Annotated in this window: 28 protein-coding genes; 11 read left to right on the top strand and 17 right to left on the bottom strand. The window is 39.3% G+C overall.

Annotated features, from left to right (window positions below; all coding sequences use genetic code 11):
* Positions 1-16: 16 nt before the first annotated feature.
* Positions 17-1,084 carry a DUF3810 domain-containing protein gene (locus ABXZ32_RS01235; protein ID WP_354616871.1) on the bottom strand — a complete coding sequence of 356 codons (1,068 nt, stop codon included), beginning with the start codon at positions 1,082-1,084 and terminating at the stop codon, positions 17-19.
* 126 nt (positions 1,085-1,210) lie between these two features.
* Here ABXZ32_RS01235 and ABXZ32_RS01230 point away from each other — a divergent pair, with 126 nt between their 5' ends.
* Both ABXZ32_RS01230 and ABXZ32_RS01225 read left to right on the top strand, forming a co-directional pair.
* Positions 1,211-2,677: an aminoacyl-histidine dipeptidase gene (locus ABXZ32_RS01230; RefSeq protein WP_354616870.1), complete on the top strand. Its 1,467-nt coding sequence runs from the start codon at positions 1,211-1,213 to the stop codon at positions 2,675-2,677.
* Between the two features lie 89 nt (positions 2,678-2,766).
* Positions 2,767-3,228, top strand: coding sequence for a CBS domain-containing protein (locus tag ABXZ32_RS01225; protein ID WP_354616869.1), 462 nt, complete (start codon positions 2,767-2,769; stop codon positions 3,226-3,228).
* 89 nt (positions 3,229-3,317) lie between these two features.
* Here ABXZ32_RS01225 and ABXZ32_RS01220 read toward each other — a convergent pair whose 3' ends face one another.
* The 3 genes from ABXZ32_RS01220 to ABXZ32_RS01210 are packed head-to-tail and all read right to left on the bottom strand — an operon-like array spanning position 3,318 to position 6,021.
* Positions 3,318-4,439 carry a peptidylprolyl isomerase gene (locus tag ABXZ32_RS01220; protein ID WP_354616868.1) on the bottom strand — a complete coding sequence of 374 codons (1,122 nt, stop codon included), beginning with the start codon at positions 4,437-4,439 and terminating at the stop codon, positions 3,318-3,320.
* A 14-nt stretch (positions 4,440-4,453) separates the two neighbouring features.
* Entirely contained in the window at positions 4,454-5,008 is a 555-nt protein-coding gene (gene gldI / locus ABXZ32_RS01215; RefSeq protein WP_354616867.1) for a gliding motility-associated peptidyl-prolyl isomerase GldI, read from the bottom strand.
* On the bottom strand, positions 5,005-6,021 hold the full coding sequence (locus ABXZ32_RS01210) for a DHH family phosphoesterase (RefSeq protein WP_354616866.1): 1,017 nt from the start codon (positions 6,019-6,021) through the stop codon (positions 5,005-5,007). The genes gldI and ABXZ32_RS01210 overlap by 4 nt, the downstream gene beginning before the upstream one ends.
* An 80-nt stretch (positions 6,022-6,101) precedes the next feature.
* Between ABXZ32_RS01210 and ABXZ32_RS01205 the strand changes: the two genes are divergently transcribed.
* A complete protein-coding gene (locus ABXZ32_RS01205) occupies positions 6,102-7,130 on the top strand; it encodes an alkaline phosphatase D family protein (RefSeq protein WP_354616865.1) in 1,029 nt (342 codons plus the stop codon).
* Between the two features lie 51 nt (positions 7,131-7,181).
* Complete coding sequence (locus ABXZ32_RS01200) at positions 7,182-7,601, top strand: nucleoside-diphosphate kinase (RefSeq protein ID WP_354616864.1); 420 nt, start codon at positions 7,182-7,184, stop codon at positions 7,599-7,601.
* A gap of 54 nt (positions 7,602-7,655) precedes the next feature.
* On the opposite strand, the gene ABXZ32_RS01195 is transcribed toward ABXZ32_RS01200, so the two are convergent.
* From ABXZ32_RS01195 to recF, 3 genes are read right to left on the bottom strand one after another with little or no spacing between them, the layout of a single operon-like run.
* Complete coding sequence (locus ABXZ32_RS01195; protein WP_062055008.1) at positions 7,656-7,952, bottom strand: DUF721 domain-containing protein; 297 nt, start codon at positions 7,950-7,952, stop codon at positions 7,656-7,658.
* Positions 7,952-8,371 carry a hypothetical protein gene (locus ABXZ32_RS01190; RefSeq protein ID WP_354616863.1) on the bottom strand — a complete coding sequence of 140 codons (420 nt, stop codon included), beginning with the start codon at positions 8,369-8,371 and terminating at the stop codon, positions 7,952-7,954. Before ABXZ32_RS01190 ends, ABXZ32_RS01195 begins: the two co-directional genes overlap by 1 nt.
* A gap of 1 nt (position 8,372) precedes the next feature.
* Positions 8,373-9,452, bottom strand: coding sequence for a DNA replication/repair protein RecF (gene recF / locus ABXZ32_RS01185; RefSeq protein WP_354616862.1), 1,080 nt, complete (start codon positions 9,450-9,452; stop codon positions 8,373-8,375).
* A gap of 124 nt (positions 9,453-9,576) precedes the next feature.
* On the opposite strand from recF, the gene ABXZ32_RS01180 reads away from it, so the two are divergent.
* The 7 genes from ABXZ32_RS01180 (at position 9,577) to ABXZ32_RS01150 (ending at position 15,796) form a co-directional block, all read left to right on the top strand.
* Positions 9,577-10,341, top strand: a complete 765-nt coding sequence (locus tag ABXZ32_RS01180) for a tetratricopeptide repeat protein (RefSeq protein WP_354616861.1) — start codon at positions 9,577-9,579, stop codon at positions 10,339-10,341.
* A 3-nt stretch (positions 10,342-10,344) separates the two neighbouring features.
* Positions 10,345-10,827 (top strand): 6,7-dimethyl-8-ribityllumazine synthase, encoded by a 483-nt coding sequence (ribH, locus tag ABXZ32_RS01175; RefSeq protein ID WP_354616860.1) that lies wholly within the window; start codon positions 10,345-10,347, stop codon positions 10,825-10,827.
* Positions 10,828-11,011: 184 nt separating this feature from the next.
* Entirely contained in the window at positions 11,012-11,305 is a 294-nt protein-coding gene (locus ABXZ32_RS01170; protein WP_062054998.1) for a hypothetical protein, read from the top strand.
* Positions 11,305-13,152 (top strand): DNA mismatch repair endonuclease MutL, encoded by a 1,848-nt coding sequence (gene mutL / locus ABXZ32_RS01165; protein ID WP_354616859.1) that lies wholly within the window; start codon positions 11,305-11,307, stop codon positions 13,150-13,152. Before ABXZ32_RS01170 ends, mutL begins: the two co-directional genes overlap by 1 nt.
* Positions 13,153-13,896, top strand: a complete 744-nt coding sequence (locus ABXZ32_RS01160) for a rhomboid family intramembrane serine protease (protein WP_354616858.1) — start codon at positions 13,153-13,155, stop codon at positions 13,894-13,896.
* A gap of 2 nt (positions 13,897-13,898) precedes the next feature.
* Positions 13,899-14,768 carry a rhomboid family intramembrane serine protease gene (locus tag ABXZ32_RS01155; RefSeq protein WP_354616857.1) on the top strand — a complete coding sequence of 290 codons (870 nt, stop codon included), beginning with the start codon at positions 13,899-13,901 and terminating at the stop codon, positions 14,766-14,768.
* 8 nt (positions 14,769-14,776) lie between these two features.
* Positions 14,777-15,796 carry an endonuclease/exonuclease/phosphatase family protein gene (locus ABXZ32_RS01150; protein WP_354616856.1) on the top strand — a complete coding sequence of 340 codons (1,020 nt, stop codon included), beginning with the start codon at positions 14,777-14,779 and terminating at the stop codon, positions 15,794-15,796.
* Here ABXZ32_RS01150 and ABXZ32_RS01145 read toward each other — a convergent pair whose 3' ends face one another.
* From ABXZ32_RS01145 to ABXZ32_RS01100, 10 genes are all read right to left on the bottom strand, one after another.
* On the bottom strand, positions 15,797-16,105 hold the full coding sequence (locus ABXZ32_RS01145; protein WP_354616855.1) for a DUF6122 family protein: 309 nt from the start codon (positions 16,103-16,105) through the stop codon (positions 15,797-15,799).
* On the bottom strand, positions 16,098-16,730 hold the full coding sequence (locus ABXZ32_RS01140; RefSeq protein WP_354616854.1) for a WbqC family protein: 633 nt from the start codon (positions 16,728-16,730) through the stop codon (positions 16,098-16,100). The genes ABXZ32_RS01145 and ABXZ32_RS01140 overlap by 8 nt, the downstream gene beginning before the upstream one ends.
* A gap of 21 nt (positions 16,731-16,751) precedes the next feature.
* On the bottom strand, positions 16,752-18,443 hold the full coding sequence (lepB, locus tag ABXZ32_RS01135) for a signal peptidase I (RefSeq protein WP_354616853.1): 1,692 nt from the start codon (positions 18,441-18,443) through the stop codon (positions 16,752-16,754).
* Positions 18,444-18,540: 97 nt separating this feature from the next.
* Positions 18,541-19,242 (bottom strand): 4-hydroxy-tetrahydrodipicolinate reductase, encoded by a 702-nt coding sequence (dapB, locus tag ABXZ32_RS01130; RefSeq protein ID WP_354616852.1) that lies wholly within the window; start codon positions 19,240-19,242, stop codon positions 18,541-18,543.
* Positions 19,243-19,245: 3 nt separating this feature from the next.
* Entirely contained in the window at positions 19,246-19,893 is a 648-nt protein-coding gene (locus ABXZ32_RS01125; RefSeq protein WP_354616851.1) for a DUF5683 domain-containing protein, read from the bottom strand.
* The gene (locus tag ABXZ32_RS01120) at positions 19,886-20,791 is read right to left on the bottom strand and encodes a ParB/RepB/Spo0J family partition protein (protein ID WP_354616850.1); all 906 of its coding nucleotides are present in this window, start codon (positions 20,789-20,791) and stop codon (positions 19,886-19,888) included. Before ABXZ32_RS01120 ends, ABXZ32_RS01125 begins: the two co-directional genes overlap by 8 nt.
* A gap of 1 nt (position 20,792) precedes the next feature.
* Positions 20,793-21,566, bottom strand: a complete 774-nt coding sequence (locus tag ABXZ32_RS01115; RefSeq protein WP_062054976.1) for a ParA family protein — start codon at positions 21,564-21,566, stop codon at positions 20,793-20,795.
* A gap of 149 nt (positions 21,567-21,715) precedes the next feature.
* A complete protein-coding gene (scpA, locus tag ABXZ32_RS01110; RefSeq protein WP_354616849.1) occupies positions 21,716-23,860 on the bottom strand; it encodes a methylmalonyl-CoA mutase in 2,145 nt (714 codons plus the stop codon).
* Positions 23,853-25,244: a methylmalonyl-CoA mutase subunit beta gene (locus tag ABXZ32_RS01105; RefSeq protein WP_354616848.1), complete on the bottom strand. Its 1,392-nt coding sequence runs from the start codon at positions 25,242-25,244 to the stop codon at positions 23,853-23,855. The genes scpA and ABXZ32_RS01105 overlap by 8 nt, the downstream gene beginning before the upstream one ends.
* Complete coding sequence (locus ABXZ32_RS01100) at positions 25,237-25,569, bottom strand: FtsB family cell division protein (protein ID WP_354616847.1); 333 nt, start codon at positions 25,567-25,569, stop codon at positions 25,237-25,239. The genes ABXZ32_RS01105 and ABXZ32_RS01100 overlap by 8 nt, the downstream gene beginning before the upstream one ends.

Raw genomic sequence — 25,569 nt, 5'->3', positions numbered from 1 at the left:
TCACTTTTTTTTAACATTATAAAGGGTGCTCTTCATGGTAATTTATTAAAAGCGTCACCACGGCGTTGTAGCTATCGATGCCTTTAGACTGGTTATTGGCCTTTAAAAAAGTGTCGAAAATGGATTTAAAAACTGGTTCAGTCGGATTTTTATAGGTCAACCAGAATTCGGATATCTCATTGTAGTTTTTTTTCACTCCACCATTTATTGTTTTGAACAACCTTTCAAATGTAGGCTCGTCTCTTTTCCTAATATCGGAAAGGCAATAAGCAAGAGCATAGGAATAAGCGGAATACTTAAAATAGATATCGCTATTAGAAGAAGTAACTAGGTATCCTATAAAATTGGTTTCATTTTCAGCTGAATAGCCTAACTGGTGTCCCACTTCGTGTCCTGCGACCACAGGATACCTAAAATTGGGAAGTAATGCGTTTACTTGCGCCTCATTTGTAAATGGATTGAGGTATCCGCCATAACCCATATAAGAAAGGCCTTTGCTAAACAAGGAATTTTTGAGACTCGGCCGTTGGTAATGAAAAATGGAAAATTGGGATTCTAATTCTTGATATCCTTTTACCGTCTTCTCTAATATTTGCTTTTTGGAATAGGGCACCTTAACCAATTGTGTGCTATCAGCTGTAATGAGCATGTGTGTTTCATTGGTCTTGTCAATCAACTTTTCTACAAATGTTTCCAAAGCTTGGCTGTTATTGGTTTCTTCCAATGACAGAGTCTCGCTTAAAGGGGTCCTATAATAATTTAGGCCCCAAAGAAGATGAAACGTGAAATAGGCCGTTGAGAGTACCACAAAAATATTTAGGATAAAGGACTTGGGTTGTTGTTTTATCTTGTTCCTGTTCAAAATTAAATAGCGTATAATGGCCAGGAACAACAGCGCATAAATGATATCACCGATGGAAAAAGGAATCCACCCAAAAGCTGTTCTTGAGATTTTGGATATAAATGGGTATACCCCTAAACTATAGTAAGATTCTATAAATCTGGGGTATTGTCCTATCCATTTAACCAGAATAATTTGTGGGATAAGGGATAGGGCAATAGTATTTTTTAATCGGTTGTTCATCAAATCAAAAATAACCAATCAGAATTAGTATTTGTAGACCAATGCTCTAATTAAATGTTAAATGGTCACAACTGTGGCGTAGTCGTTTTTCAATGTGTATTTTTGGGTTCAACTTTATAGAATCATATGAGCAAAGAAGTACGTCAATTGGAACCCGCAAATGTTTGGAACAAATTCGCTGATTTGAATGCGGTCCCAAGACCCTCAAAAAAAGAGGAACGAGTTATTCAATTTATGATGGATTTTGGAACATCCCTGGGATTGGAAACGTTTAAAGATGAGGTTGGTAATGTCATCATCCGTAAGCCAGCTACAAGTGGCATGGAGGACAGAAAAATGGTTACCCTGCAATCGCATTTGGACATGGTGCACCAAAAAAATTCGGACACTGTTTTTGATTTTGATGTACAAGGAATAGAGATGAAGATTGAAGGGGATTGGGTAAAGGCAAAAGGAACAACCCTTGGGGCGGATAATGGTATGGGAGTTGCTGCAATCATGGCCTTATTGGAAAGTGATACCGTGGTTCATCCGGCAATAGAGGCTTTGTTTACTATTGATGAAGAAACTGGTATGACTGGCGCTATGGGACTCAAAGGTGGCGTGTTACAAGGTGAAATATTACTGAATCTGGATACCGAGGAGGATGATGAGATAGATATAGGCTGCGCTGGTGGTATAGATGTTACTGCAACGAGAAAATATAAGGAGGTAACTGTTCCCAAAAATCATATGGCTTTTTCCATTACCGTGAAAGGTTTGCAAGGTGGACATAGTGGGATGGATATCCATAGAGGATTTGGGAATGCCAATAAACTCATGAACAGGCTGCTTTATATGGCTTGTGTTGATTTTAATATCGGAGTTTCTGAAATTAATGGCGGAAGCCTTCGTAATGCCATTCCCAGAGAAAGTTTTGCTGTGGTTGTTGTTGAGGAAAAGCATATGGCACAATTTGAAAATGAGATATCGGTCTTGGTGGAAACCATTAAAGATGAATTAAAGTATACAGAACCGCAGTTGGAAGTCAGGGTAGGGAAGGTTGAAGTTCCTACATTAATGATGGATTCAGATGCTCAGCAAAAATTAATAAAAGCGATCTATGCTGCCAAAAATGGTGTTTATGCCATGAGTGCTGCAATGGAAGACTTGGTGGAAACCTCCAATAATATAGCCAGGGTAATTGTAAAAGATGGACTTGTGGAAATTATGTGCCTAACGAGGTCTTCCGTAAATTCTGCTAAATTGGATTTGGCAAATTCCTTGAAATGTGCATTTGAACTCGCTGGCTGTGAGGTGACACTCAGTGGGGATTATCCAGGGTGGAATCCCAATCCTGATTCGGATATTCTAAAGGTGTTGGAAAAAAAGTATGAAAATGTATTTGGGGATAGCGCTAATGTGGTTGCTTGCCATGCTGGATTGGAATGTGGCATTCTGGGCAAAAATTACCCCGATATGGACATGATCAGTTTTGGTCCCACTATCAAAGGTGCCCATTCTCCGGATGAAAGAGTAAGTATTCCATCGGTCCAGAAGTTTTGGAAATTTTTGTTGGAAATACTTAAAGATATACCAAGGAAGGAGAAATAGGTTTTAGATCCACTAATAATTTAACTCAAATTTATTGGATAACTCGCTTGTTTTTAGTAATTTAAAGATTGTCTTAAAATGAACTAATTATGGGAATCAAGAGTTTTCAAGGGCCAATGAAACAGCGGGAATCCAAGGATATGGTCTCGTTAAAGGTTAGTGATTATATGACCAAAAAACTGATTACCTTCAAGCCGGAGCAGTCGGTGGAAGAAGTAATTGTCCAATTGATCAAGTATAGGATATCTGGTGGACCGGTCGTGAACGATAATTATGAACTTGTCGGAATGATTTCCGAGGGGGATTGTATCAAACACATCAGTGAAAGCAAGTATCACAATCTTCCGGGTGAGACCAGGACTGTTGGACAGCATATGATTTCCAATGTAGAGACCATCGATGGTAATATGGATATATTTGATGCGGCCAATAAATTTTTACAAGCCAAAAGGCGACGCTTTCCTATTGTGGAGAATGGTGTCCTGGTAGGTCAGATATCTCAGATGGATATCCTTAAGGCTACCATAGAATTAAAGTCTCAAAGTTGGTAAAACATAGGAGTTACCAATTCATTTAGGTTAACTTATAAAACAAAAAAGCTCGCAAATTGCGAGCTTTTTTTTATGCTTACAAAAGATTGTTATTCCGTTATCCCAGTGATTTCCAAATCAAATACTAGATCGGCATTTGGAGGAATTACATTTCCTGCTCCAGAAGGACCGTAACCCAAATGAGATGGAATGAACAAGCGAACTTTATCACCTACCTTCATAGATAATAGACCTTCTCTAAAACCAGCTATCAACCGTGCTTCTGGGCTATAATCCATAGGAATGGCTTCATAACCGCCACCTACTTTTCTTCTCTCGTCAAATTTGCCATATTTTACGGCGACAGCCTCAACATTACTGTCGAACAATTCGCCAGATTCTAAATAACCTGCGTAGAATACATTTACTTGCTGACCTACTCTTGGAGACTCTCCCGTCCCTTTTTGAATGCTATAGATCTTAAGTCCTGAAGCCAAGGTTTCAGCTTCTGCCTTTTGTTTTTCAATTTCGGCTGAGAAGTCAGCTTTCATTTTTTCCATGGCCTTTATTTTTGCCTCTTCTTCAGCAAAATAATCGGTCATAATCTTAACGGCATCAAACTTTTTGGCATCTTTCCCATTACGGATGATCTCTACCTTATTCATGACAACATCTTCAATAGGCCTATCTTTTGTCATAGGTTCTATAGAAGTTTTTACATTGGCAATGCTATCAACAACCTCCATGCCTTCTACAACTTCGCCGAAAACGGTATGTCTGCCATCTAAGAATGGTGTTTCTTTATGGGTGATAAAAAACTGACTACCATTTGTGGTTGGACCAGAATTGGCCATAGAAAGAATACCGGCCTTGGAATGGGTTAGGGAGTCATTGAACTCATCCTTGAATTTATATCCTGGGTTTCCTCTTCCTGTACCTGTGGGATCGCCTCCTTGGATCATGAAGTCCTTGATCACTCTGTGGAAAACAAGTCCATCATAGTATTTTTTGCCTTTTAGACTATCACTGACAAATGGACTGGTACCTTCTGCCAAGGAAACAAAATTTGCAACGGTAACAGGAGTGTTTTCACTTTCCAATTTAATAATGATATCGCCCTTATTGGTTTGGATATTGGCGAACAAGCCATCGCCTAAGTCGGCATGTTGGCTAGATTTACAACTTGTAAGGGCTATGGCCGCGGCCACGAATAATAAATATGCTTTTTTCATTTTTTTCAATAAATTTAATTTTGGATACTGTCTTTTAGTTTTTCTATTTTTAAAAGTGTTATGGTTGATTTAACGGGTATATTGGTGCCTATTTTTTTATCATCCCCATGGTAGCCATAGGCCAAGGAAGAAGGAAATAAAAAGGTTGCCTTTTCTCCCTCCCTCAGTAATTTTATACTATTTCTTAAACCTGGAAAAAGGTTCTGCTTGTCCACCTTGTACTGTATTGTCCCCATTTCCTCACTTTTGTAAATGGTATCATTGGAGAAACTCACCAAATTGTAGGTAAATGTAACCAGATCGTCAGGTTTTGGAGTGTAGGCCACAGAATCATTTTTTATTTCATAATAATACCATGAACCCTGTGAACTGCTTAGGTAGGTGTGAGCCGTGTCCCTTGCTATGATTTCCTTGATCTGTTTTTCTTCTTGGGCCAGCAGTTCTTTGTTTCGCTTTATGGTTTCTTTAAAAAAACTACCTGTCCTTACTTTTATAGGCCTTCTTGGTTCTGCCTCCTGACAGGATACCAAAGATATGCTCAAGACTAAAAGGGTCAATAAATATTTCATGCGTTCAATTGTTCTTTATAGTTTTCCAATAAGGACACAAAATAAGCTGTTGTCTCCTCTAATGGCATATCACTTTTTCCGCCAGCGGCATTGGTGTGCCCACCACCTTGAAAGTGTTTTTTTGCAAATTCATTTACAGAAAAATCACCTTCGGACCTAAAGGAAATCTTAATAATGCCATCCTCTTTGTTTTCAATGAAAATCACTGCAAAACAAATACCATCCAAGGTTAGTCCATAATTGACAAAACCTTCTGTGTCTCCTTTTTTATAATTATTGCTGTCCAGCTCTTCTTGACTCAAAGTGATAAAGGCCGTATGGTAATCCTCCATGATGACCATATTTTTAAGAGCACATCCTAAAAGATGTAGGCGACTAGGGGTATTGGTGTCAAAAACCTTATTGTGAATTAAGGTGTTGTTGGCACCTTTGTCTATTAAATCGGCGGCGACCCTATGGGTTCTGCTTGTGGTGGAGAGAAACTTAAAGGAACCTGTGTCGGTCATAATTCCCGTGTAAAGGCAATTGGCTATATCGGCATTGATCTGATCCCTATGGCCCAGGAATTCTATAAAATTATATACCATTTCACAGGTAGAGCTCATGCTTACATCGGAATACATGATATCTGCATAGTCACCAGGAGCCTGATGATGGTCGATCATGATAAATGTTGCCTTGGCCTCTTGCAAATAGGGCTGCATTTGGTCTATTCTTCCAAGGTGGTTGAAATCCAGTGTAAAAATTATAGTGGCCTCTGCAATGAGTTGTTTGGCGTGATTGGAATCTTTTTCAAAATTCACGATGTGTTCATTACCGGGAATCCATTTTAAAAACTTGGGATAATCATTTGGTGAAATCACCGTTGCATCCTGACCTCTGTTTTTTAGATAGTGATAAAGGCCCATAGTTGAGCCGATAGCATCTCCATCAGGGTTTTTGTGTGGTACTATTACAATTTTTTGTGGCGATGAGAGTAATGCCTCAGTAGCTTCTATATCCTTCAAATTCATGGGCGCAAAGATACAATTTTATCATATAGACCTTATTCTTAAAAGTCTTATTTTTGAGCATCGGTTTAAAACAATTCTGCATGGGAAAAATAGTGTATTATTTTATTTTTATTATTCTATTTAATGGTTGTAAATCAGCAGTTACAACCAAGATGCCGAAGCCCACGGTTTCCGACTTCACCATTGCATTTGGTTCCTGTAACAAGAGTAGTTTGAACAATCCTTTATGGGATGATATAGTTGCCTCTAATCCAGATGTGTGGATCTGGGGGGGAGATATTATCTATGCGGATACGGATAATAGGAATAAATTAAGGGAAATGTATTTGGAACAAGATAGGGTTGAAGGATATGCCTTATTAAAAACCCAAATACCAGTTATCGGTACTTGGGATGATCACGACTATGGTTTAAATGATGGGGGAGTGGAGTTCAAAGGAAAAACATGGAGTCAACAGGAATTTCTGGACTTTATGGATGTACCAATGGATAGTCCCAGAAGATCACAGGAAGGGGTATATGCCAGTCATGATTATACTTTGCCTGAAGGGAATATTAAGATCATCGTTTTGGATACCAGATATTTTAGAACTGCCCTGACCCCGGACAGGGAAACAAAAAAGAGAAATAAACCAAATGTTTATGGACAAGGAACGGTATTAGGGACAGCCCAATGGGCCTGGCTACAAAATGAATTGAACAATTCCAAAGCAAATTTTAATATCATCGTTAGTAGTATTCAGTTTTTATCCAATGAGCATGGTTTTGAATGCTGGGGTAATTTTCCTCATGAAGTAGACCGTTTAAAAAATTTGATCGCCTCCTCAAATGCAAATGGAGTGGTTATTTTAAGTGGAGATAGACACATATCGGAATTTTCCAGGACAAATGTTGATGGACTTGCTTATCCCTTGATAGATTTCACCAGTAGTGGCCTTACCCATGTCTATTCAAGTTTTTCGGGGGAACCCAATCCATATAGAGTGGGAGAAGTGGTTAACACGAAAAGTTTTGGACTATTACATTTCGACTTTAATCAAAAATCGGTGATTTTCAAAATGGTTGGGGACGACGGAGAATTACTTGGGGAACTAGAACAAAGCTATTAAGGCTTGCGGGTTAATGAATAAAGCGTATTTTTGCGCAAAATTTAAAAGAAGATGATTACAAACAGAACATTTACCATGATTAAGCCCGATGCGGTTGAGAATGGACATATCGGTGCAATTTTGGAGAAAATTACGTCTGCAGGATTTAAAATTGCGGCTATGAAATACACACAATTGAGCTTAAGGGATGCACAAGAATTTTATGGTGTTCATAGAGAGCGTCCATTTTTTGGAGAATTGGTAGAATTTATGACCAGAGGTCCAATTGTAGCTGCTATCTTGGAAAAAGAAAATGCAGTTGAAGATTTTAGGGCTCTTATCGGGGCTACAAATCCTGCTGATGCAGCTGAAGGTACTATTCGTAAATTGTTTGCAACCTCAATAGGAGAGAATGCAGTACATGGTTCGGATAGCGATGAGAATGCAGCTATAGAAGGTGCTTTTCATTTTGCAGGAAGAGAAATCTACTAGTAGAATACAAAGATATACAAAGGGCCTACAGGAATTTTCTGTAGGTTTTTTTTATTATCGCAAGACCAATTTTTTTACCAACTCCTTACCCAGCTCCTCATTGATCAAGGTGATTATTTTTGATTTTCCATGACTTAATTCTTCCCTGAGTACGGAGGAAGAGAGAGAAACAAAAAGCGTTTCATTTCTTAATTCAATGGATGTGGTGTAGTTGTTTACCCCGTTTCCCATAAGATTGGCCCAAGCTTCCCGAACATTCACCTTATCCATGCCGTTCTGCAGTTTATTCACTTTGATGAATTCCTGCAATGCTTCACTTAAGGGTATATTGTCATTCTTTCTTTTGGCCATTATTCGTTAATATTGATGGGTTCGTACCTCTTGTAGTGATAGGTGATACCTTCCTTGTTGACTACCGAAAAGGTATTATCCGTAAGGGCAGTCAACATCTCGTTCCATTCGCTTAAGTTGTTTTTATAATGAAACTCAAAGGAGTCTTCCTTTTGCAGGATCAAAAACGATTCCGTATCATCATTGGCATAGTATGTGCCCTCCAAGGTGGGCTGCACCTTTTTCCTAAAACCTTTGAAACCCGCAATTTCTATAAAATCAATAGTAGTGTTGGCTGTGTATTCTTTTGTGGTGCCGTCCGCAAACTCCACTTCGCTTATTTCCCAATACCCGTTTAGTTTGGTGAGATCACTTTCGGAAATGCTCCGCTGGCAGCTGAGTAGGCATATAAACGCGAAGACGTACAGGATTGTTCTCATGCTATAATTTAAAAATTTTATACGACTTATGAATGGTTTTTACAACTTCTTCTGTGCGGTCGGCGTGGGTATCACTGATAAATATCTGGCCAAAATAATCATCATCTACCAAGGAAACAATATGTGCCACCCTATTTTCGTCCAGTTTGTCAAAAATATCATCCAAAAGTAAGATCGGGGTTGTTTTTGCCTGGGTTTTTATAAAATTGAACTGGGCCAATTTCAATGCGATCAGAAAAGATTTCTGTTGTCCCTGGGAACCAAATTTTTTAATTGGAAATCCTTCAATTTCAAAGTTGAGGTCATCCTTGTGAATGCCAACAGATGTATATTGCAAGGCCCTATCCTTTTCTAGGCTGCCTTCCAATAAATTAAGCAGACCATCTTCCAATAATTTACTATCATAATTAATATGAACCTCTTCCTTGGCTCCAGAGATCACTTCGTACTGTTCCTTGAAAATAGGAATGAACACTTCTAGGAAGGACACCCTTTTTTTGTGGATTTCAGTACCGTACCTGTCCAACTGTTCATTGTATACAGCAAGGGTAGTGCGGTCAAAAGTATGGTTGGCGGCAAAGTATTTTAAAAGTGAATTACGCTGTGCCAAGACCTTATTGTAATTCATAAGGGAGGATAGGTATGACTTATCCGATTGGGATATGACCCCATCCATGAACTTTCTTCGGGTGTCACTACCTTCAATAATAAGATCACGATCTGCCGGGGAAATAATGACCAAGGGTAAAAATCCGATATGGTCCGAAAGTTTTTCGTAGGCTTTTCCGTTGCGTTTCACAACCTTCTTCATGCCCTTTTTGAGGCTGCAGATGATTTTTTCCTCTCTGCCGTCCTTTTCGTATTCACCATCAATGACAAAAAAATCTTCCCCGTGTTTTATATTTTGGGTAGCCACCGGATTAAAGTAGCTCTTACTGAAAGATAGGTGGTAAATAGCATCCAAAATATTGGTTTTGCCAATTCCATTAGGCCCTACAAAACAATTTATCTTATGATCAAATTCGAAGTTTTGGGAGCTGAAATTCTTGTAATTAATAAGGGCTAATTTTTTCAGAAACATTCCGAGAGGTAACAGTTTTATTTTTCAATAGCTAAGGATCGTGCAAATTATCGAAAAATAACGAATAAATAACCTTTCGGATTTCAATAAAAACTTTATTTTTGCGCGATCAATAAATTTAAAAATGGCAACATACAATAAGAGAGGTTACAAACCAAAGAACAAAGCTGAAGAGATTGAATTGGATGAACAGAACAGTACAACCGCGGAAGTTTTTAGTACTCTGGACGAAAGTGCTTCCAAAACCGAAGAGTGGGTTTCACGAAATCAAAACTACATTCTAGGTATTATTGGTGTAATCGCAGTTGCCGTTTTAGGATATTTGGCCTACAATCAATTTGTGGTTAAGCCAATGGAGGCGAGCGCAGATAATGAAATGTACTATCCGCAGCAATATTTTGATCAGGCATTGAACAGCACTACAGAGCGCGATTCATTGTTCACCCTTTCACTTAATGGTGCAGAAGGAAAATACGGATTTTTGGATATTATAAAGGAATACAGTGGTACAAAAGCCGCCAATGTTGCAAATTATTCTGCAGGGATGGCTTATTTGAACATGCAGAACTATCAGGAAGCAATCAATCATTTGGAAGATTTCTCTTCTGATGATGCTATTTTGGGGGCTCTTGCAAAAGGAGGACTTGGAGATGCTTTCGTTCAATTGAACCAACCTGAAGATGCACTTTCTTATTATGAGAAAGCTGTAGCACACAGTGACAATAGTTTTACCGCGCCTAAATTCTTGTACAAGGCAGGTATTACAGCTTTGGAATTAAACCAAAGTGATAAGGCACTGGAATATTTTCAAAGAATTAAGGATGATTATGCTTCTTCTGATGAAGCCAGAACGATAGATGTTTTTATCGGAAAGTCACAAAAACAATAAATAATGGCCACGGCTAACAAGAATTTATCGGAATACGATAAAGCTACAATCCCAAGCGCGAAGAATTTTCGGTTTGGGATTGTTGTTTCTGAATGGAATTCAGAAATTACGGAAGGCTTATACAACGGGGCCATGGAAGCCTTGTTGGATTGTGGTGCCTCAAAGGAAAATATTGTTCGCTGGAACGTTCCTGGTAGTTATGAATTGGTTTTTGGAAGCAAAAAAATGATTGCTACCCAAAATCTGGATGCCGTAATTGCTATTGGAAGTGTTATCCAAGGGGAGACAAAGCATTTCGATTTTGTGTGCAGTGCCACGGCCCAAGGAATAAAGGACCTAAATGTAATTACAGATACACCTGTTATCTTTTGTGTGTTGACCGACAATAACCTGCAACAGGCCATTGATCGCAGTGGAGGGATTCACGGAAATAAGGGCTCGGAAGCTGCTATTGCCGCTATTAAGATGGCTGCCCTGGGCAACTAAATCAGGGTTCTAGTTATTTAGTTTTCTTTCTTTTGGGAAAACATCGTGGTTTATTAGCTGAATATACCGCATTTAAATGGCAATCCGCTATGTATCAAGATTTCTGGGTTGTTAACAATTTTTAGCATCTACATTCCGCCATTTTGCCCTATTTTCAGTACTTTTGAAGATAGTAAAGATAAATATGAGACTCCCTTCGCTTTTTAAATTAAGTAGGAATAAATCCTATAATTATTCCCCACGTTATTATAACGAGCGCAAGGAGCGTATAGAAAAATTAAGGAAGTCAAAAGAAGCAAAACCAGACGGGGAGTATTTTGCCGGCTACAGAAAAAAGAGTTACCGGGATGATTGGAAAACAATCAAAAGTGCTCGAAGTGATAGGAACCGTAGGCTTCGTTTTTTCGTTATACTCATCTTCCTTTTGATATTTGCCTATGCCGCAGTAAAATATGGTAAAATAGACATATTCTTTTAATGGGCGATATCATTAAACTTTTACCAGATCATGTTGCCAACCAAATAGCTGCTGGTGAAGTGGTACAAAGACCAGCTTCAGTAGTTAAAGAGTTGATGGAAAATGCCATAGACGCAGGGGCCACATCCATAAAACTTATTATTAAGGATGGAGGAAAAGTCCTGATCCAAGTGGTAGATGATGGTGTTGGAATGAGCGATACCGATGCCAGACTCAGTTTCGAAAGGCATGCTACCTCCAAAATACAATGTGCAGAAGATTTATTCAACCTGAGCACTAAAGGTTTCAGGGGGGAGGCTTTGGCTTCAATAGCGGCAATAGCCCATGTAGAACTGCAGACCAAGCCTTCCAATACAGAAGTAGGCACCCATATTAAAATAGAGGGGAGTAAAATTGCGGCGCAAGAAGTGATCGTTACCCCAAAAGGAACTTCCATTGCGGTAAAAAACCTCTTTTTTAATATTCCCGCCCGAAGAAATTTCCTAAAATCCAATAGTGTGGAACTTAGGCACATCACCGATGAGTTTCACAGGGTAGCTCTGGCACATCCCTCCATTCATTTCTATTTTTACAACAATGGGAGCGAATTGTTCAATTTGCCCCAAAGCAATTATAGACAACGGATTGTCAATATTTTTGGAAGTAAGACCAATGAAAAATTAGTCCCTGTGGAAGAAGAGACACAGGTAGTGAAAATTTCCGGCTACATTGGGAAACCTGAGTTTGCCAAGAAGAGTAGGGGAGAGCAATACTTTTTCGTCAATAACCGCTTTATTAAAAGTCCCTATCTCCACCATGCAGTGGTGGCAGCGTTTGAGGGACTTATTAAATCAGAAAACCACCCAGGTTATTTCTTGTATTTAGAAGTGGATCCAGCTTCTATAGATATTAATATCCATCCTACTAAAACCGAGATCAAATTTGATGATGAGCATACTTTATATGCTTTATTGAGGTCTGCCGTAAAACATAGTCTGGGACAGTTCAATGTTGCCCCTGCACTGGATTTTGAACAAGATCTTAATTTGGAAACGCCTTATGCCTTTAAAAATAGGGCCGCAGAACTCCCTAAAGTGGTTGTGGATTCAGGATTTAACCCCTTTAAAGAGGAAATGCAGAGAGGTTTTAGGAATTCCCATCAAAAGGAGAGTACCAAAGGATGGGAAAGTATGTATGTTGGATTGGAATCCAAAGTTGGGAAGGAAGATAGTTTCTCTAGTGTAAGTTTTGAATCTGATAGTATAACGGGTTCCATTTTTGATGGTAGTCAGGAAGTAATGGAGTCCACCACTACCACTTTTCAGTTAAGGCGGAAGTACATTGTGACCACCATTATTTCTGGAATGGTTGTAATAGATCAAAGCCGGGCACACCAACGTGTACTTTATGAGAAGTTTTTAAAAAATATTACCATAAAAGAGGCAGTAAGCCAGCAATTATTATTCCCATTGACCTTGTCCTTCTCTAGTTCAGACATGGCTATAATAGAGGAGATAAAGGAAAGTCTGGCTAACATAGGTTTTGGTTTTGGAAAAGCAGACAAGGAAGTACTGGAAATTACCGGGGTTCCTTTGTTAGTGGCGGAAAGTGAGGTAGGTATGGTCTTGGATCAATTGATTGCAGACTACCAGCAGGATGTTACCGGTGATAATTTTTCACAGACAGATATCCTTTCCAAAACCCTCTGTAAAACCCTGGCGGTCAAGACAGGGGAGGTACTGGATAAAAATTCGCAACTGGCCTTGGTGAACGATTTGTTCGCGTGCAAGGAGTCGAAGGTAAGCCCTTTCAACAAGACAATTTATATTACGATCACGGAAAACGATATTGATAAAAAATTTATTTAAATGGGAAGACTAACTGATGCTATAAAGCATTTACTTATAATTAATGTATTGTTTTTTGTGGCCACCTCCTTTTACGGCGAAGAAATGTACAGGTTGTTTTCACTTTGGTTTCCCCAAAATGCAAATTTTGAACTGTGGCAGATCCTCTCCCATATGTTCATGCACGGAGGGTTAATGCATATTGTATTCAATATGTATGCCTTATGGGCTTTTGGTACGCCTCTGGAGCGGATGTGGGGTAGAAATAAATTCTTCTTTTTCTATTTTTCTGCTGGGTTGGGATCGGCACTTTTGCATACGGCCGTGAACTATTACTACTTTAATGAGGGCATGGATGTTCTGGTAAACTCTGGTATTACAAGGAGCCAAGTCATTGAGATAATTTCAAGTGGAAAATATAGTCCAGATTGGTATAACCTAGCTCCCCAAAGTACGATTGATAATTTTTTAAGTGCCTTCAATACCCCTGCTGTAGGGGCTTCTGGTGCTATATATGGAGTGTTGGTGGCGTTTGGGATGTCATTCCCCAATAGCGAGCTATTCTTAATATTTTTACCTGTTCCTATTAAGGCGAAATATTTTATCCCTGTATTGATAGGTCTGGATTTATTTTCAGGGATTACCGGTTATGCTATCTTTGGAAGTGGAATAGCACATTTCGCACACGTTGGTGGTGCGTTGATTGGTTTTCTAATGATGTGGTACTGGAAAAAGAACCAGTTTAACAAAAACCGTTGGGATTAGTTATGAACACAGGTAATTTAAAATATCAATTTGCAAGACTGAGCATCGCCGAAAAATTAATTGCCATTAATGTGGTGATATTTATTTTTAATGGCTTGCTGACGTTTTTACTTCAATTGTCTCCAAATACCCTGATGCAATGGTTTGAGTTGCCCAAAGATTTTTTTGATTTTCTGGTACAGCCATGGTCCATTATTACCTATTCTTTCTTTCATGCTGGGCTGGGGCACATCTTTTGGAACATGATAATGCTTTATTTTGCATCCCGCATTTTTTTAAACCTTTTCGGTCCCAAAAGATTCATTAATGTTTATTTCCTGGGGGTTATTTTAGGCGGACTCCTATTTCTTTTGAGCTATAATATTTTTCCTGCATTTTTGGGGATCAATACTTCTTTGATAGGGGCCTCTGCAGGGGTAACTGCTGTTTTGATATTTGTGTGTACCTATATTCCCAACCAAGAGGTGAGGATTATCTTTTTTAACGTTAAGCTCTGGTATATTGGGGTTTTCTTTGTTTTGGTGGATTTGATTCAGATTCCCACAGGGGGTAATGCAGGCGGACATTTGTCGCATTTGGGAGGTGCTTTACTAGGGTATGTATATGCCAGACAATTGTTGAAAGGTAAGGATATAGGTGAAGGATTTTCTAAACTAGTGGATAGTTTTGCCAACCTCTTTAAAAAGTCGAAAAAAGCTCCATTAAAAACGGTTTACCGTAAAGCTAAGTCCACCGTTAATGCCACAGTTGACCATGATAAAGAAAGCAGGCAACGAAAGATAGATGCCATACTCGATAAAATAAGTAAATCTGGTTATGAAAGCTTGTCAAAATCAGAGAAGGACTTTCTATTCAAAGCAGGTAAAGAATAACGCTCACCGTGGAAAAATTATCTGTACTAAATAAATTCGTATATTTTCTGAATTCAATAGCGGCATTGCTGCTTTTGTTTTCTTGTATAGTGCCGCATATCTCTATTGAAAGGCTGTCAGCCTTATCGATACTTAGTCTTACCGTTCCTATTCTGGTGCTTATCAATATAATTTTTCTACTTTATTGGACTTTTGGACAAAAGAAGCAATTGGTATTATCATTGACCGTATTGGTTTTAGGGTATTTTCTGTTGGGGAGTTTTTTTAATTTTAAATTTTCTAAAGAAAATATTTTGGAAGAAGATTTAAGTGTTATGACTTATAATGTCAGAGGATTCAATAAATATAATTGGATTGAAGATACTTCGTTAGGTGATCAGATTATAGATTTTGTTAAGGAAGAAGATCCTGATATTCTATGTTTTCAAGAGTTTAGTAGAATAAGAAATAGGCAGTTGAAGCACTATCCATATCACTACATAACTTCTCCTTCAGAAAAAAATAAATCTATCCAAGCTATTTACTCCAAATATCCTATAATTACAAAAGGGTCCTTAGGTTTCCCCGATACATCAAATAATGCTATTTATGTGGATATCAAATATAATAAGGATACAATACGAGTATATAATTTACATTTACAATCTTTAAAGGTAATACCAAAGGCTGAGGCCATTTCCAAAGAGCCTTCTTCTAGATTATATAGGCGATTAAGCAAAACCTTTATGAATCAGCAAAAACAGGCAGAAATTGTATTTGAACATAGTGAGAACATAGCGTACAAAAAAATTATCTGTGGAGATTTTAACAACAACCAATTTTCAAATGTTTATCATATAATCAAAGGTGAAATGAAGGATACCTTTGAAAAATTAGGGACGGGTTACGGTCGTACCTATAATTTTGAATACTATCCTGTTAGAATTGATTTTATATTTGTGGATAAAGACCTTGAGGTTAAGGCACATAAGAATTACGACGTTAAATTATCCGATCATTTCCCTGTAATGGCGTCCATCAAATTATAGCTACATCAAAAGGCAGTCCGCCGTATCTGCAATAATGTGAATACACAAGGCAAGGCCCACGACACGAGTTTTCTTGAAAAATAAAAATCCAATATAGAACATTATGGCCCAATACGAGTGTAGAGGGTGGAATCCAACACTACAGCGCGTACTATCAAAAATTGGGCTGGCTACAAGGTGGTCCAGATCAATTAGGATCCCTGCCAATAGAATCAACACTGCCCAAAACCTTTTGTCTTTATAAAAGTAGAGTCCAATTGCTATAGGGACCAAAAAGTGTATGCCGTAATGCACTAAGAATCTAAGCATCCTTGAATTCTAATTGGTGTTCTTTCAGATAAGATAGGGCATTAGTGCCTTCATTGAACAAAAGATCCAAAATACTGAGGTTGTCAATAAATGGATTACGGTCATCGAATACTTGAACATATGGTTTTTGAACAAGGGGCGGATTGGTTTTGGCATTGATCAAATGGCGTGCATCTACATAATCAAATGGCTCTTTTTCAAAATCGGTAGTTCTTTCTTCTGGCATTGGAATCTGAAGGCAATTGCAGACTGCTTCAATAGACTTTAAATTAAAATCAAGTAGATAAGTATGCTCGGTTTTATAAAGTCCCACAAGATCATCTTCATAGAACTCAAAAAAAGGAGAGGTCCGATACGCCGTTTCCAAGGTACGCCAGTGTTGTCTTTGCCAATGGTAAAAGTTGTCTACTTTTACATCTCTATACTTTTGTCTACCCTTTTTGCCCCCAGCATGTTGAATGGGAATATTCATGAGATGCCTACCATTATCAGTGGCTATATAGCATCGGTTCCTATAGGTCTGTTTCTGATAATTTCCAGAAGTCTCCCAACAGATATCATTTTTGGCTATTGCTACAAAATTGGCAATATTCAAAAAGTATCCTGGGTGTAGGAGAAGCTTCATTTGTTGGGTTTATAAAACTGATTATTTCTTTTTCTTCTTTTTCCTAAAATAATCAAACACAAACCAACCGGCAAGGGCTATCAAAAAGTATTTAAAATAAGACCTGGGTTCTCCGTCTCCACCTACGGTAGTGAAAACACGATCCCATCTAACTTTCCAATTGCTCAGTCCGTCATTGATCCCATCAATACTCATCCAGATAAAGACCGGTTTGCCCACAATGTGGTTTTCTGGCACATAGCCCCAAAACCTACTGTCTTCAGATCTATGACGATTGTCCCCCATCATCCAGTAATATCCTTGTTTGAAGGTATAGGAGTCAGTTACCTGCCCATTGATGCTAATTTGGTTACCGGAGACGGATAGGGTATTCCCTTCATATTCCTGAATTATTTTCTTGTATAAAGGAAGAACTTTTACATTCAAAGGAATTGTTTTACCTGCCTCTGGAAGATAAATAGGTCCAAAATTATCTTGTGTTCCTGGATATTGTCCGCTTTGCGGAAAAATCGAAGTTTCTGGCTTTGTAAAGCTGAATTTTTCGATGTTGACGATGTCTGCCTTTCCAATATCATTCTTGGCTTCTTCCTCCGTCATATTAAAGAGGGCCTTGGTGTTCACGGCGCTAGCTTTGAGAAATGATACTACTTTACCATCAGATATATACCCAGTATAGTAGGTGTATAAAGAATCTTTTTCAAACTCCTCTAACGTAGTCTTTTGATCTATTACCTCTGCAACCTTGTCTTGTGTCAATACCTCATTAGGAATTTTGATCACATTGCCCCCAAAATTATTGCGGCCCAATAAAGTAATTGCTGCGCTGCCTATTTGTCCTTTGGTCGTCACGACATGAAGGAACATGGGCTTGGCCCTGTCCGATAGGACCAGCTTTTCACCATTGATATGTACGTCTCCATTTACAATTGAGAGGCTATCTCCAGGGATGCCCACACATCTTTTAACGTAGTTCGATTTCTTGTCTATAGGTTTCTTAACACCTTTTTCCTTTTTAAAGAACTGGCGTACGGTATCTGCAGGCCAACTAAAGACCACAATATCATTTCGTTTTACTTTTTGGAAACCGGGAAGCCTAAAATAGGGAAGCTGTGGTTTACTTAAATAGGATTTGGTTTTTAGGATCGGCAATGTATCATGAACCATAGGTGCCGCAACAGTGGTCATAGGGGTTCTGGCACCATAATGAAATTTGCTCACAAAAAGGAAATCGCCTATCATCAATGTTTTTTCCAAAGACCCTGTGGGGATAACATACGGTTGAATAAAATAGGTATGCACTAACGTAGCTGCAACTATGGCAAATACAATGGAACTGACCCATTCCCCTAAGGCTGTTTTAGGATGTCTGCTGCGGTTTTCCACATATTTGACATCTTGGGTATAGCTTACATAGTAGATATAAAATCCTAGGGTTATAATGACCAACCAAGTATCTAACAGGCTATTTTTTCCAAAGCTTCGAATGGTTTCCACCCAAACTACAGGAAACATAAGTAAGTTGATAATAGGAATAAAGAGTAGGATAGTCCACCATTTTGGGCGGTTGATAATTTGCATCAAGACAATGGTATTATAGACCGGCACTGCCGCCTCCCATGCTTTTCTCCCAGCTTTTACATATAATTTCCAAGTTCCTAAAAAATGGATGACCTGTACGATCAAAATAAAAAGAATCCATTGTGTGCCGTTCATACGATATTGTTATTGGTGTATTATAAGTTGTTTGTTGGGATATCTAATTGATTGTTTCTATAACTAAGTACCCGAAGATGTTATTTTGTTACGATTCTTAACCAAGGTTTAACACATCTTTCATGGTGAAAACCCCTGTTTTGCCCACTATCCATTCAGCAGCTACAACGGCTCCAAGCGCAAAACCTTCCCTATTGTGGGCCGTATGTTTAATCTCAATACTATCTACTGGACTTTCATAATTGACAGAATGTGTTCCAGGAACATCATTGATTCGTTTGGCAAGTATAGGAATATGCCCATCTGTTGCCTCTTCCAATTTCCATCCTTTATAATCGGTGTTTTTTATGATCCCTTCCGCCAAGGTGATGGCTGTACCACTTGGGGCGTCCAGCTTTTGGGTGTGGTGTATTTCTTCCATGGACACCTTATATTGGTCCAGCGTCTTCATCATTTTGGCTAAATATTCGTTCAGCTCAAAAAAGATGTTGACCCCCAAGCTATAATTGGAAGCATAGATAAAAGCCCCCTTATGTTCATTACAAAAGGACACCGCCTTGTCGTAATCTTTTAACCATCCTGTGGTGCCCGAGATAACAGGAACATTGTGCTCCATGCATTTTTTAATGTTTTCGAAAGCCGCATCAGGCTGACTGAAATCTATGGCCACATCGATATTGGAAAAATCAATTTCTTTGGTGTCCACGTCTATTTTGGCTACAATGGTATGGTTTCTTTTGATAGCGGTCTGTTCTATCATCTTTCCCATTTTACCGTATCCAAACAATGCAATTTTCATGCGCTAAAATTTTATGGTTAATGCCATTCCGTAATTTGGATTGGCGTTAATTGGATTGTATTCCAAGTAGGGTTTAAAGTCCATACTAAGGTTGTCATCTACGTTAAATTGCCGTAAATGCGCATCCACATTGGCATCTATGATATTAAGTGCGTAAAGGCCAATGGTGACTACCAAGGCCAGATCCCTATCTCTCTGGTAGCGCTCTTGCCCATCTTGCAACGCTGTATCTGAAAGATCTGGACTTCCAGGAACCACTCCACTATTATTGGGGTCATAAAATTCGTCATCAATAAACCCTGCCTTTCTTCTTTTAAAAGCAGTTCTAAAGCGATCATAGAGATCATCATTATAAACGTAGGCATATACTCCTGTGCCAATTGCAGCATATACAATGGGAACCTTCCAATAGCGTTTGTTGTAGATTTGGCCCAACCCCGGTAATATGGCGGAAAAAAAGGCGGCCTTGCTGGGAGCCAATGGGTTGATTTCTTCCCTTTTCTCCACAATAACATCCTTAATCACAACGCCTTTTTTAGTAAGATCTGTTTTAACAGAGTCTACAGCGGTGGTATCCTTTTGTTTCTCCTGTGCAGGGGTAGAAAGAATAAAAAGAAAAAAAACTAGTAAGGAGCAAAGTGATTTATTCACCTGTGATCAGTTTTTTTATACGCTGAAATTCTTCTTCGGAACTAAAAGGGATGGTGATTTTTCCATTGCCTTTTTCTGAAGCTTTCACATCTACTTTTACGGAAAGGTAGTCGCTGAATCTCGGGGCATCCTTTTTAATGAAATCAGGGGTTTTTGACGCCTTTTTCACTTGCTTATCAGGATTTTCCAATGCTTCTTGATACGCCTTTACGGCTTTTTCTGTATCTCGAACTGAAAGATTTTGTCCAACTATTTTCTCATATAGGGCAATCTGGTCCTCTCTTTTATCAACATTTACAAGGGTTCTACCATGTCCCATACTCACAAAACCGTCACGGATGCCGGTCTGGATAATGGGGTCTAATCGTAAAAGCCTTAAATAGTTGGTAATGGTGGAACGTTTTTTTCCTACCCTATCACTTAATTTCTCCTGGGTCAACTGGATTTCGTCTATCAAACGTTGGTAGGACAAAGCAATTTCGATGGGATCAAGATCCTGTCGCTGTATATTTTCCACCAGGGCCATTTCCAAGGATTCTTGGTCATTGGCAATACGGATATAGGCAGGAACGGTTTCCAAACCTATCAGTTTGGACGCCCTGAATCTTCTTTCTCCGGAAACTAATTGATATTTATTGAAATCGAGCTTTCTAACGGTAATGGGTTGGATAACCCCCAGCTCCCGAATAGAAGTTGCCAATTCCTGTAGTGCATCATCGTTAAAGTTGGATCGGGGCTGAAATGGATTCATTTCTATGGCCGATAATTCCAATTCTACGATATTGCCTACTACTTTATCCGCATTTTTGTCGGATACTGATTTGATGTCGTTTTCTGGATCTTTAAGGAGTGCTGACAATCCTCTTCCTAAAGCTTGTTTTTTTACTGCTTTCGCCATATTAAACTATCTCCTTGTTTTTTTTCATTACTTCATTGGCCAAATTTAAATAATTGGCCGCTCCCTTACTTGCTGCATCGTATTTAATGATGCTTTCCCCATAACTTGGAGCTTCACTTAATCTTACATTTCTTTGGATGATGGTGTCAAAAACCATATCAGAAAAATGCTTGTTCACCTCTTCCACCACCTGATTGGAAAGTCGCAATCTGGAATCGAACATGGTGAGCAACAACCCTTCTATGTCTAGATCTGGATTGTGTATTTTTTGTACACTTTTAATGGTGTTCAGTAATTTGCCCAAACCTTCCAAGGCAAAATATTCACATTGGATAGGAATTATGACAGAGTCTGCCGCAGTTAAGGCATTAAGAGTCAATAAGCCCAAAGAAGGCGCACAATCGATCAAAATATAATCGTATTTGTCCTTCAACCCTTCAAGTGACTGCTTCATCATGTATTCCCTTTTGTCCTTGTCTACCAGTTCAATTTCAATGGCAACAAGATCTATATGTGAAGGAATAAGATCTACATTAGGGGAGGATGTTGAAATGATTGTTTCCAAAGCTGTCTTGGAATGTTCCAATAACTGGTACGTACCCATTTCCACACTGTCCACGTCTATTCCCAAACCGGATGTGGCATTGGCTTGTGGATCAGCATCAATTAATAATACTTTTTTTTCCAGTACACCTAAGGAGGCAGCTAGGTTCACTGATGTGGTGGTTTTCCCAACCCCACCTTTTTGATTTGCTATAGCAATAATCTTGCCCATTATCATAGTAAGTTAGGGGCTAAAAATACGATTATTTATAACGCCAAAAAATGTAATTTGTTAACAGATGGTGAATAACAGCCCATTAATCCACAAAAAGATGGTAATCTGTGGCAAATTAATGGTTTAAGAATGTTGAATTCAACAGATCAATCCATTAAAATGTCCAAGATTTGAATGGCTGTTTCACTAATTTTGGTGCCAGGGCCAAATATGGCCACGGCTCCTGCCTTGAAGAGGAAGTCATAGTCCTGTTTGGGCACTACGCCTCCCACAATGACCATGATATCTTCCCTACCATATTTCTTGAGTTCTTCTATAATCTGTGGTACCAACGTTTTGTGACCTGCCGCCAAGGAAGATACGCCCACAACGTGTACATCGTTTTCTATAGCCTGTTTTGCAGCCTCCTGGGGGGTTTGGAACAAAGGGCCGATATCTACATCGAAGCCCAGATCGGCATACCCGGTAGCCACAACTTTGGCTCCCCTGTCATGCCCGTCCTGACCCATCTTTGCAATCATAATCCTCGGTCTGCGACCTTCGGTCTCTGCAAATTGGTCGGCCATCTCCCTGGCTTTTTTAAAGCTCTCGTCGTTTTTGATCTCTTTGGAATACACTCCTGTAAATGATTGAATTTTTGCTTTGTACCGTCCGAAAGCAACTTCCATGGCATCGCTTATTTCCCCTAGGGTAGCTCTTGCCCTCGCAGCTTCTACTGCTAAAGCTAGTAAATTCTCGGTAGTTGCGGTTCCTTCGGCCGCTTGTTTTTCTTTTGCTGCTTCTGTCAATTTTTTTAAAGCCGCTTCTACGTCTGCTGAATTCCTGTTTCTTTTAGTCTGCGCCAAACGTTCCAACTGCTGTTTGCGAACCTGCTCATTGTCCACCTCCAAAATCATAAGGGGATCTTCTTCCTCCAGTTGATATTTATTGATACCTACAATAATATCTTGGTTACTATCAATCCGGGCCTGCTTTTTTGCTGCGGCCTGTTCAATACGCATTTTAGGGATACCTGCCTCAATGGCTTTGGTCATTCCTCCTAATTCTTCAACCTCTTCAATAAGCTTCCAGGCTTTATGTGCGATCTCATCAGTGAGGTATTCAACATAATAACTCCCAGCCCATGGATCTACCGTTTTGGTGATCTTGGTTTCGTCCTGTAAAAAAAGTTGTGTATTCCTTGCTATCCTTGCCGAAAAATCGGTGGGTAGTGCAATGGCCTCGTCCAAGGCGTTGGTGTGTAAGCTTTGTGTGCCGCCAAAGGCTGCAGCTGCCGCTTCAATGGTGGTTCTGGCCACATTATTAAAAGGATCTTGGGCAGTAAGACTCCAGCCACTTGTCTGTGAATGTGTCCGTAGTGCCAGAGATTTTTGATTCTTGGGTTCGAACTTTTGAACCAATTTTGCCCAGAGCATACGACCTGCCCTCATTTTGGCAATTTCCATAAAATGATCCATACCAATGCCCCAAAAGAAGGATAGGCGGGGTGCGAACTTATCTATATCCAAGCCAGATTTAAGTCCGGTTCTAATATATTCCAGTCCGTCTGCCAAGGTATATGCCAATTCAATTTCTGGGGTAGCGCCAGCTTCCTGCATATGATAACCAGAAATACTGATACTATTGAATTTAGGCATGTGCCTGCTCGTATATTCAAAAATATCGGAAATGATCTGCATGGAAGGTGCCGGAGGATAGATATAGGTGTTCCGCACCATAAATTCCTTTAGGATATCGTTCTGTATGGTCCCTGCCAATTGTTTTGGGGATACCCCTTGTTCTTCTGCAGCAACAATATAAAAGGCCATGATTGGTAAAACAGCTCCGTTCATGGTCATGGAAACCGACATTTCATCCAAAGGAATGGAATCGAAGAGAATTTTCATGTCTTCCACTGAATCTATGGCAACTCCAGCTTTACCTACGTCTCCCACTACGCGCTCATGATCACTGTCGTACCCACGGTGGGTGGGTAAGTCAAAGGCTACTGAGAGCCCTTTTTGTCCTGCGGCTAGATTGCGTCTATAAAAGGCATTGCTTTCTTCGGCAGTTGAAAATCCGGCATATTGCCTAATAGTCCACGGTCTTCTCACATACATGGTAGAGTAGGGCCCACGAAGGTTGGGAGCTATCCCTGCTACAAAATTGAGATGCTCCAAATCCGATACATCCTCCTTGATAAAGAACGGGGTATCAGAATTGATTTTCCTCTTTGGTTTGGAAGCTGGAGTTTGGTTACCTGTATCTTCAGCCACTTTTAATTTTAGGTGTTGCAGGTCTTTTCTACTCATCTTTCAATCTTTTTTGTTCCAAGGCTTCGGACAATCGTTTTTCAATAATGGGCTCCAATAAGGTTTTTCTAGCATCGGTCTTAACAAAGGGGAAGATCTCCATATCATCCTTCATCCTATCTTCCTTATTGATATACTTATTTGTTCCTACTAATACCTCCTTATGGGCATTGAACAGTTCTTGTTCTTTTTTGGCGCTCTCCTTAATTTTTTTCTGGATGGTATGTTCTTTCAGTTGCTTTAAAAAACCACCACCAGCTTCCAGGGATTTGAAAAGATCCAAGGCTTTTTCTGCCAATTGGGTGGTAAGGCTCTCTATATAATAGGCACCATCAGCAGGATTACTGACCTTGTCAAAATAGCTTTCGTGCTTTAGGATTAGCAATTGGTTTCTCGCTATACGTTCTCCAAATTCATTGCTCTTGTGGTATAGCGCATCATAAGGTAAATTACAAAGGGTATCTGCACCTCCTAGAATGGCCGACATACATTCTGTAGTGGTCCTGAGCATATTTACATTGTAATCGTAAAGGGTCTTGTTGCGTTTGGTCGGCAATGCCAGGATGTGGCATTCCAGATCCAAATTGTATTCATTGGCCAAGGTTTTCCACAAAAGGCGCATTGCCCTGAGCTTTGCTATTTCAAAGAAATAATTGGTTCCCACGGCCATTTTAAAAGTGATTCCCTGAATAGTATTGGAAGCGGCGTCCTTGATGAAATGGTTTAAATATTCATTGGCGTGGGAAAGCGCATAGGCCAATTGCTGCACCATGTTGGCACCGGCATTTTGGTATAGACTAGCATCTACAGCAAGGATATTGTTGAAATTATTGCCGTGGTTCAGGCTAAATACTTCATCCAAGATCTCATGGTCCTTTTTAAGGTTATGGAACCAATTACCACTTTTGGCCAAGTGACCGATAAGATCAATATTTAGATGGATGCGATGGGTTTTATTGCCAATAAAATTAAAGAGTCCCTGTATATATTGTACCGATAAAAACTGAAATTCGAAATGGATGACCGTAGCTTCTAGAGGGATATCCTTTAAAAGTCGTTCTATTTTAATTTCCTCAGAGGCAACAGTAAAAAGCAGACTCTCTGCACCCTTGCGCAAAGCCTCTAGCGCTTTGGCATTTGCCATTGTTGCATTTTTGGCATAAATATGTTGGGTGATTTTCCAAGATGTTCCCAAAGGTTGGGAAAAATAGATGCGGTCTCCATTTTCATCAGAATGGTAAAAAGGCTTTACTTTAATCCCTTCTGGAGATTCCCATATCAAATTCTCATTATAATCCGCTCCTTTTAAGTCGAATTGTATTTGTTGCTTCCAGGCTTTGGAGGAAACTTCTTGAAATTCGTTAAAAAGTTTGGGTTTACTCATCGTCTTTATTTTTTAGGCTGTCCTCGTATTCTATTAAATAGATCTCCTCATTCTTTTTCTTGAGGTAATACTTTTCCCTGGCAAATTTTTCCAGTTCCTTCTTGTCGGATAGTTTTTCAATCGTCCTTTTGTCGTTTTCAATCTCTTCCTGTAGGAACTCCTTCTGCTTCTCCAGCTTTTTAATTTCTTTTTTCAGCTCCCAATGGATGAAGAGGGAATTGGTATCAAAAAAGATCATCCAAATTAAAAAAACGGTCAGCACCAATACGTACATATTGGTGGCTATGCCAAACCACTTTTTCTTTCTCAGTTCTTTTAGGCCCAT

The sequence above is a fragment of the Sediminicola luteus genome (assembly GCF_040566555.1).
Classification (GTDB): Bacteria; Bacteroidota; Bacteroidia; order Flavobacteriales; family Flavobacteriaceae; genus Sediminicola.
This window is presented reverse-complemented; position numbering and strand designations above follow the sequence as displayed.

Bases quoted from the DNA above. Each gene is read 5' to 3' on its own strand.
- ABXZ32_RS01120 (WP_354616850.1), bottom strand. From the start codon at position 20,791: ATGGCGAAAGCAGTAAAAAAACAAGCTTTAGGAAGAGGATTGTCAGCA.
- gldI (WP_354616867.1), bottom strand. From the start codon at position 5,008: ATGAAATATTTATTGACCCTTTTAGTCTTGAGCATATCTTTGGTATCC.
- ABXZ32_RS01200 (WP_354616864.1), top strand. From the start codon at position 7,182: ATGATTACAAACAGAACATTTACCATGATTAAGCCCGATGCGGTTGAG.
- ABXZ32_RS01140 (WP_354616854.1), bottom strand. From the start codon at position 16,730: ATGAAGCTTCTCCTACACCCAGGATACTTTTTGAATATTGCCAATTTT.
- ABXZ32_RS01210 (WP_354616866.1), bottom strand. From the start codon at position 6,021: ATGAATTTGAAGGATATAGAAGCTACTGAGGCATTACTCTCATCGCCA.
- ABXZ32_RS01170 (WP_062054998.1), top strand. From the start codon at position 11,012: ATGAGACTCCCTTCGCTTTTTAAATTAAGTAGGAATAAATCCTATAAT.
- ABXZ32_RS01180 (WP_354616861.1), top strand. From the start codon at position 9,577: ATGGCAACATACAATAAGAGAGGTTACAAACCAAAGAACAAAGCTGAA.
- ABXZ32_RS01195 (WP_062055008.1), bottom strand. From the start codon at position 7,952: ATGGCCAAAAGAAAGAATGACAATATACCCTTAAGTGAAGCATTGCAG.
- ribH (WP_354616860.1), top strand. From the start codon at position 10,345: ATGGCCACGGCTAACAAGAATTTATCGGAATACGATAAAGCTACAATC.
- ABXZ32_RS01100 (WP_354616847.1), bottom strand. From the start codon at position 25,569: ATGGGCCTAAAAGAACTGAGAAAGAAAAAGTGGTTTGGCATAGCCACC.
- ABXZ32_RS01155 (WP_354616857.1), top strand. From the start codon at position 13,899: ATGAACACAGGTAATTTAAAATATCAATTTGCAAGACTGAGCATCGCC.
- dapB (WP_354616852.1), bottom strand. From the start codon at position 19,242: ATGAAAATTGCATTGTTTGGATACGGTAAAATGGGAAAGATGATAGAA.
- ABXZ32_RS01225 (WP_354616869.1), top strand. From the start codon at position 2,767: ATGGGAATCAAGAGTTTTCAAGGGCCAATGAAACAGCGGGAATCCAAG.
- ABXZ32_RS01230 (WP_354616870.1), top strand. From the start codon at position 1,211: ATGAGCAAAGAAGTACGTCAATTGGAACCCGCAAATGTTTGGAACAAA.
- scpA (WP_354616849.1), bottom strand. From the start codon at position 23,860: ATGAGTAGAAAAGACCTGCAACACCTAAAATTAAAAGTGGCTGAAGAT.
- ABXZ32_RS01145 (WP_354616855.1), bottom strand. From the start codon at position 16,105: ATGCTTAGATTCTTAGTGCATTACGGCATACACTTTTTGGTCCCTATA.
- ABXZ32_RS01115 (WP_062054976.1), bottom strand. From the start codon at position 21,566: ATGGGCAAGATTATTGCTATAGCAAATCAAAAAGGTGGGGTTGGGAAA.
- ABXZ32_RS01105 (WP_354616848.1), bottom strand. From the start codon at position 25,244: ATGAGTAAACCCAAACTTTTTAACGAATTTCAAGAAGTTTCCTCCAAA.
- ABXZ32_RS01220 (WP_354616868.1), bottom strand. From the start codon at position 4,439: ATGAAAAAAGCATATTTATTATTCGTGGCCGCGGCCATAGCCCTTACA.
- ABXZ32_RS01205 (WP_354616865.1), top strand. From the start codon at position 6,102: ATGGGAAAAATAGTGTATTATTTTATTTTTATTATTCTATTTAATGGT.
- lepB (WP_354616853.1), bottom strand. From the start codon at position 18,443: ATGAACGGCACACAATGGATTCTTTTTATTTTGATCGTACAGGTCATC.
- ABXZ32_RS01160 (WP_354616858.1), top strand. From the start codon at position 13,153: ATGGGAAGACTAACTGATGCTATAAAGCATTTACTTATAATTAATGTA.
- recF (WP_354616862.1), bottom strand. From the start codon at position 9,452: ATGTTTCTGAAAAAATTAGCCCTTATTAATTACAAGAATTTCAGCTCC.
- mutL (WP_354616859.1), top strand. From the start codon at position 11,305: ATGGGCGATATCATTAAACTTTTACCAGATCATGTTGCCAACCAAATA.
- ABXZ32_RS01235 (WP_354616871.1), bottom strand. From the start codon at position 1,084: ATGAACAACCGATTAAAAAATACTATTGCCCTATCCCTTATCCCACAA.
- ABXZ32_RS01190 (WP_354616863.1), bottom strand. From the start codon at position 8,371: ATGAGAACAATCCTGTACGTCTTCGCGTTTATATGCCTACTCAGCTGC.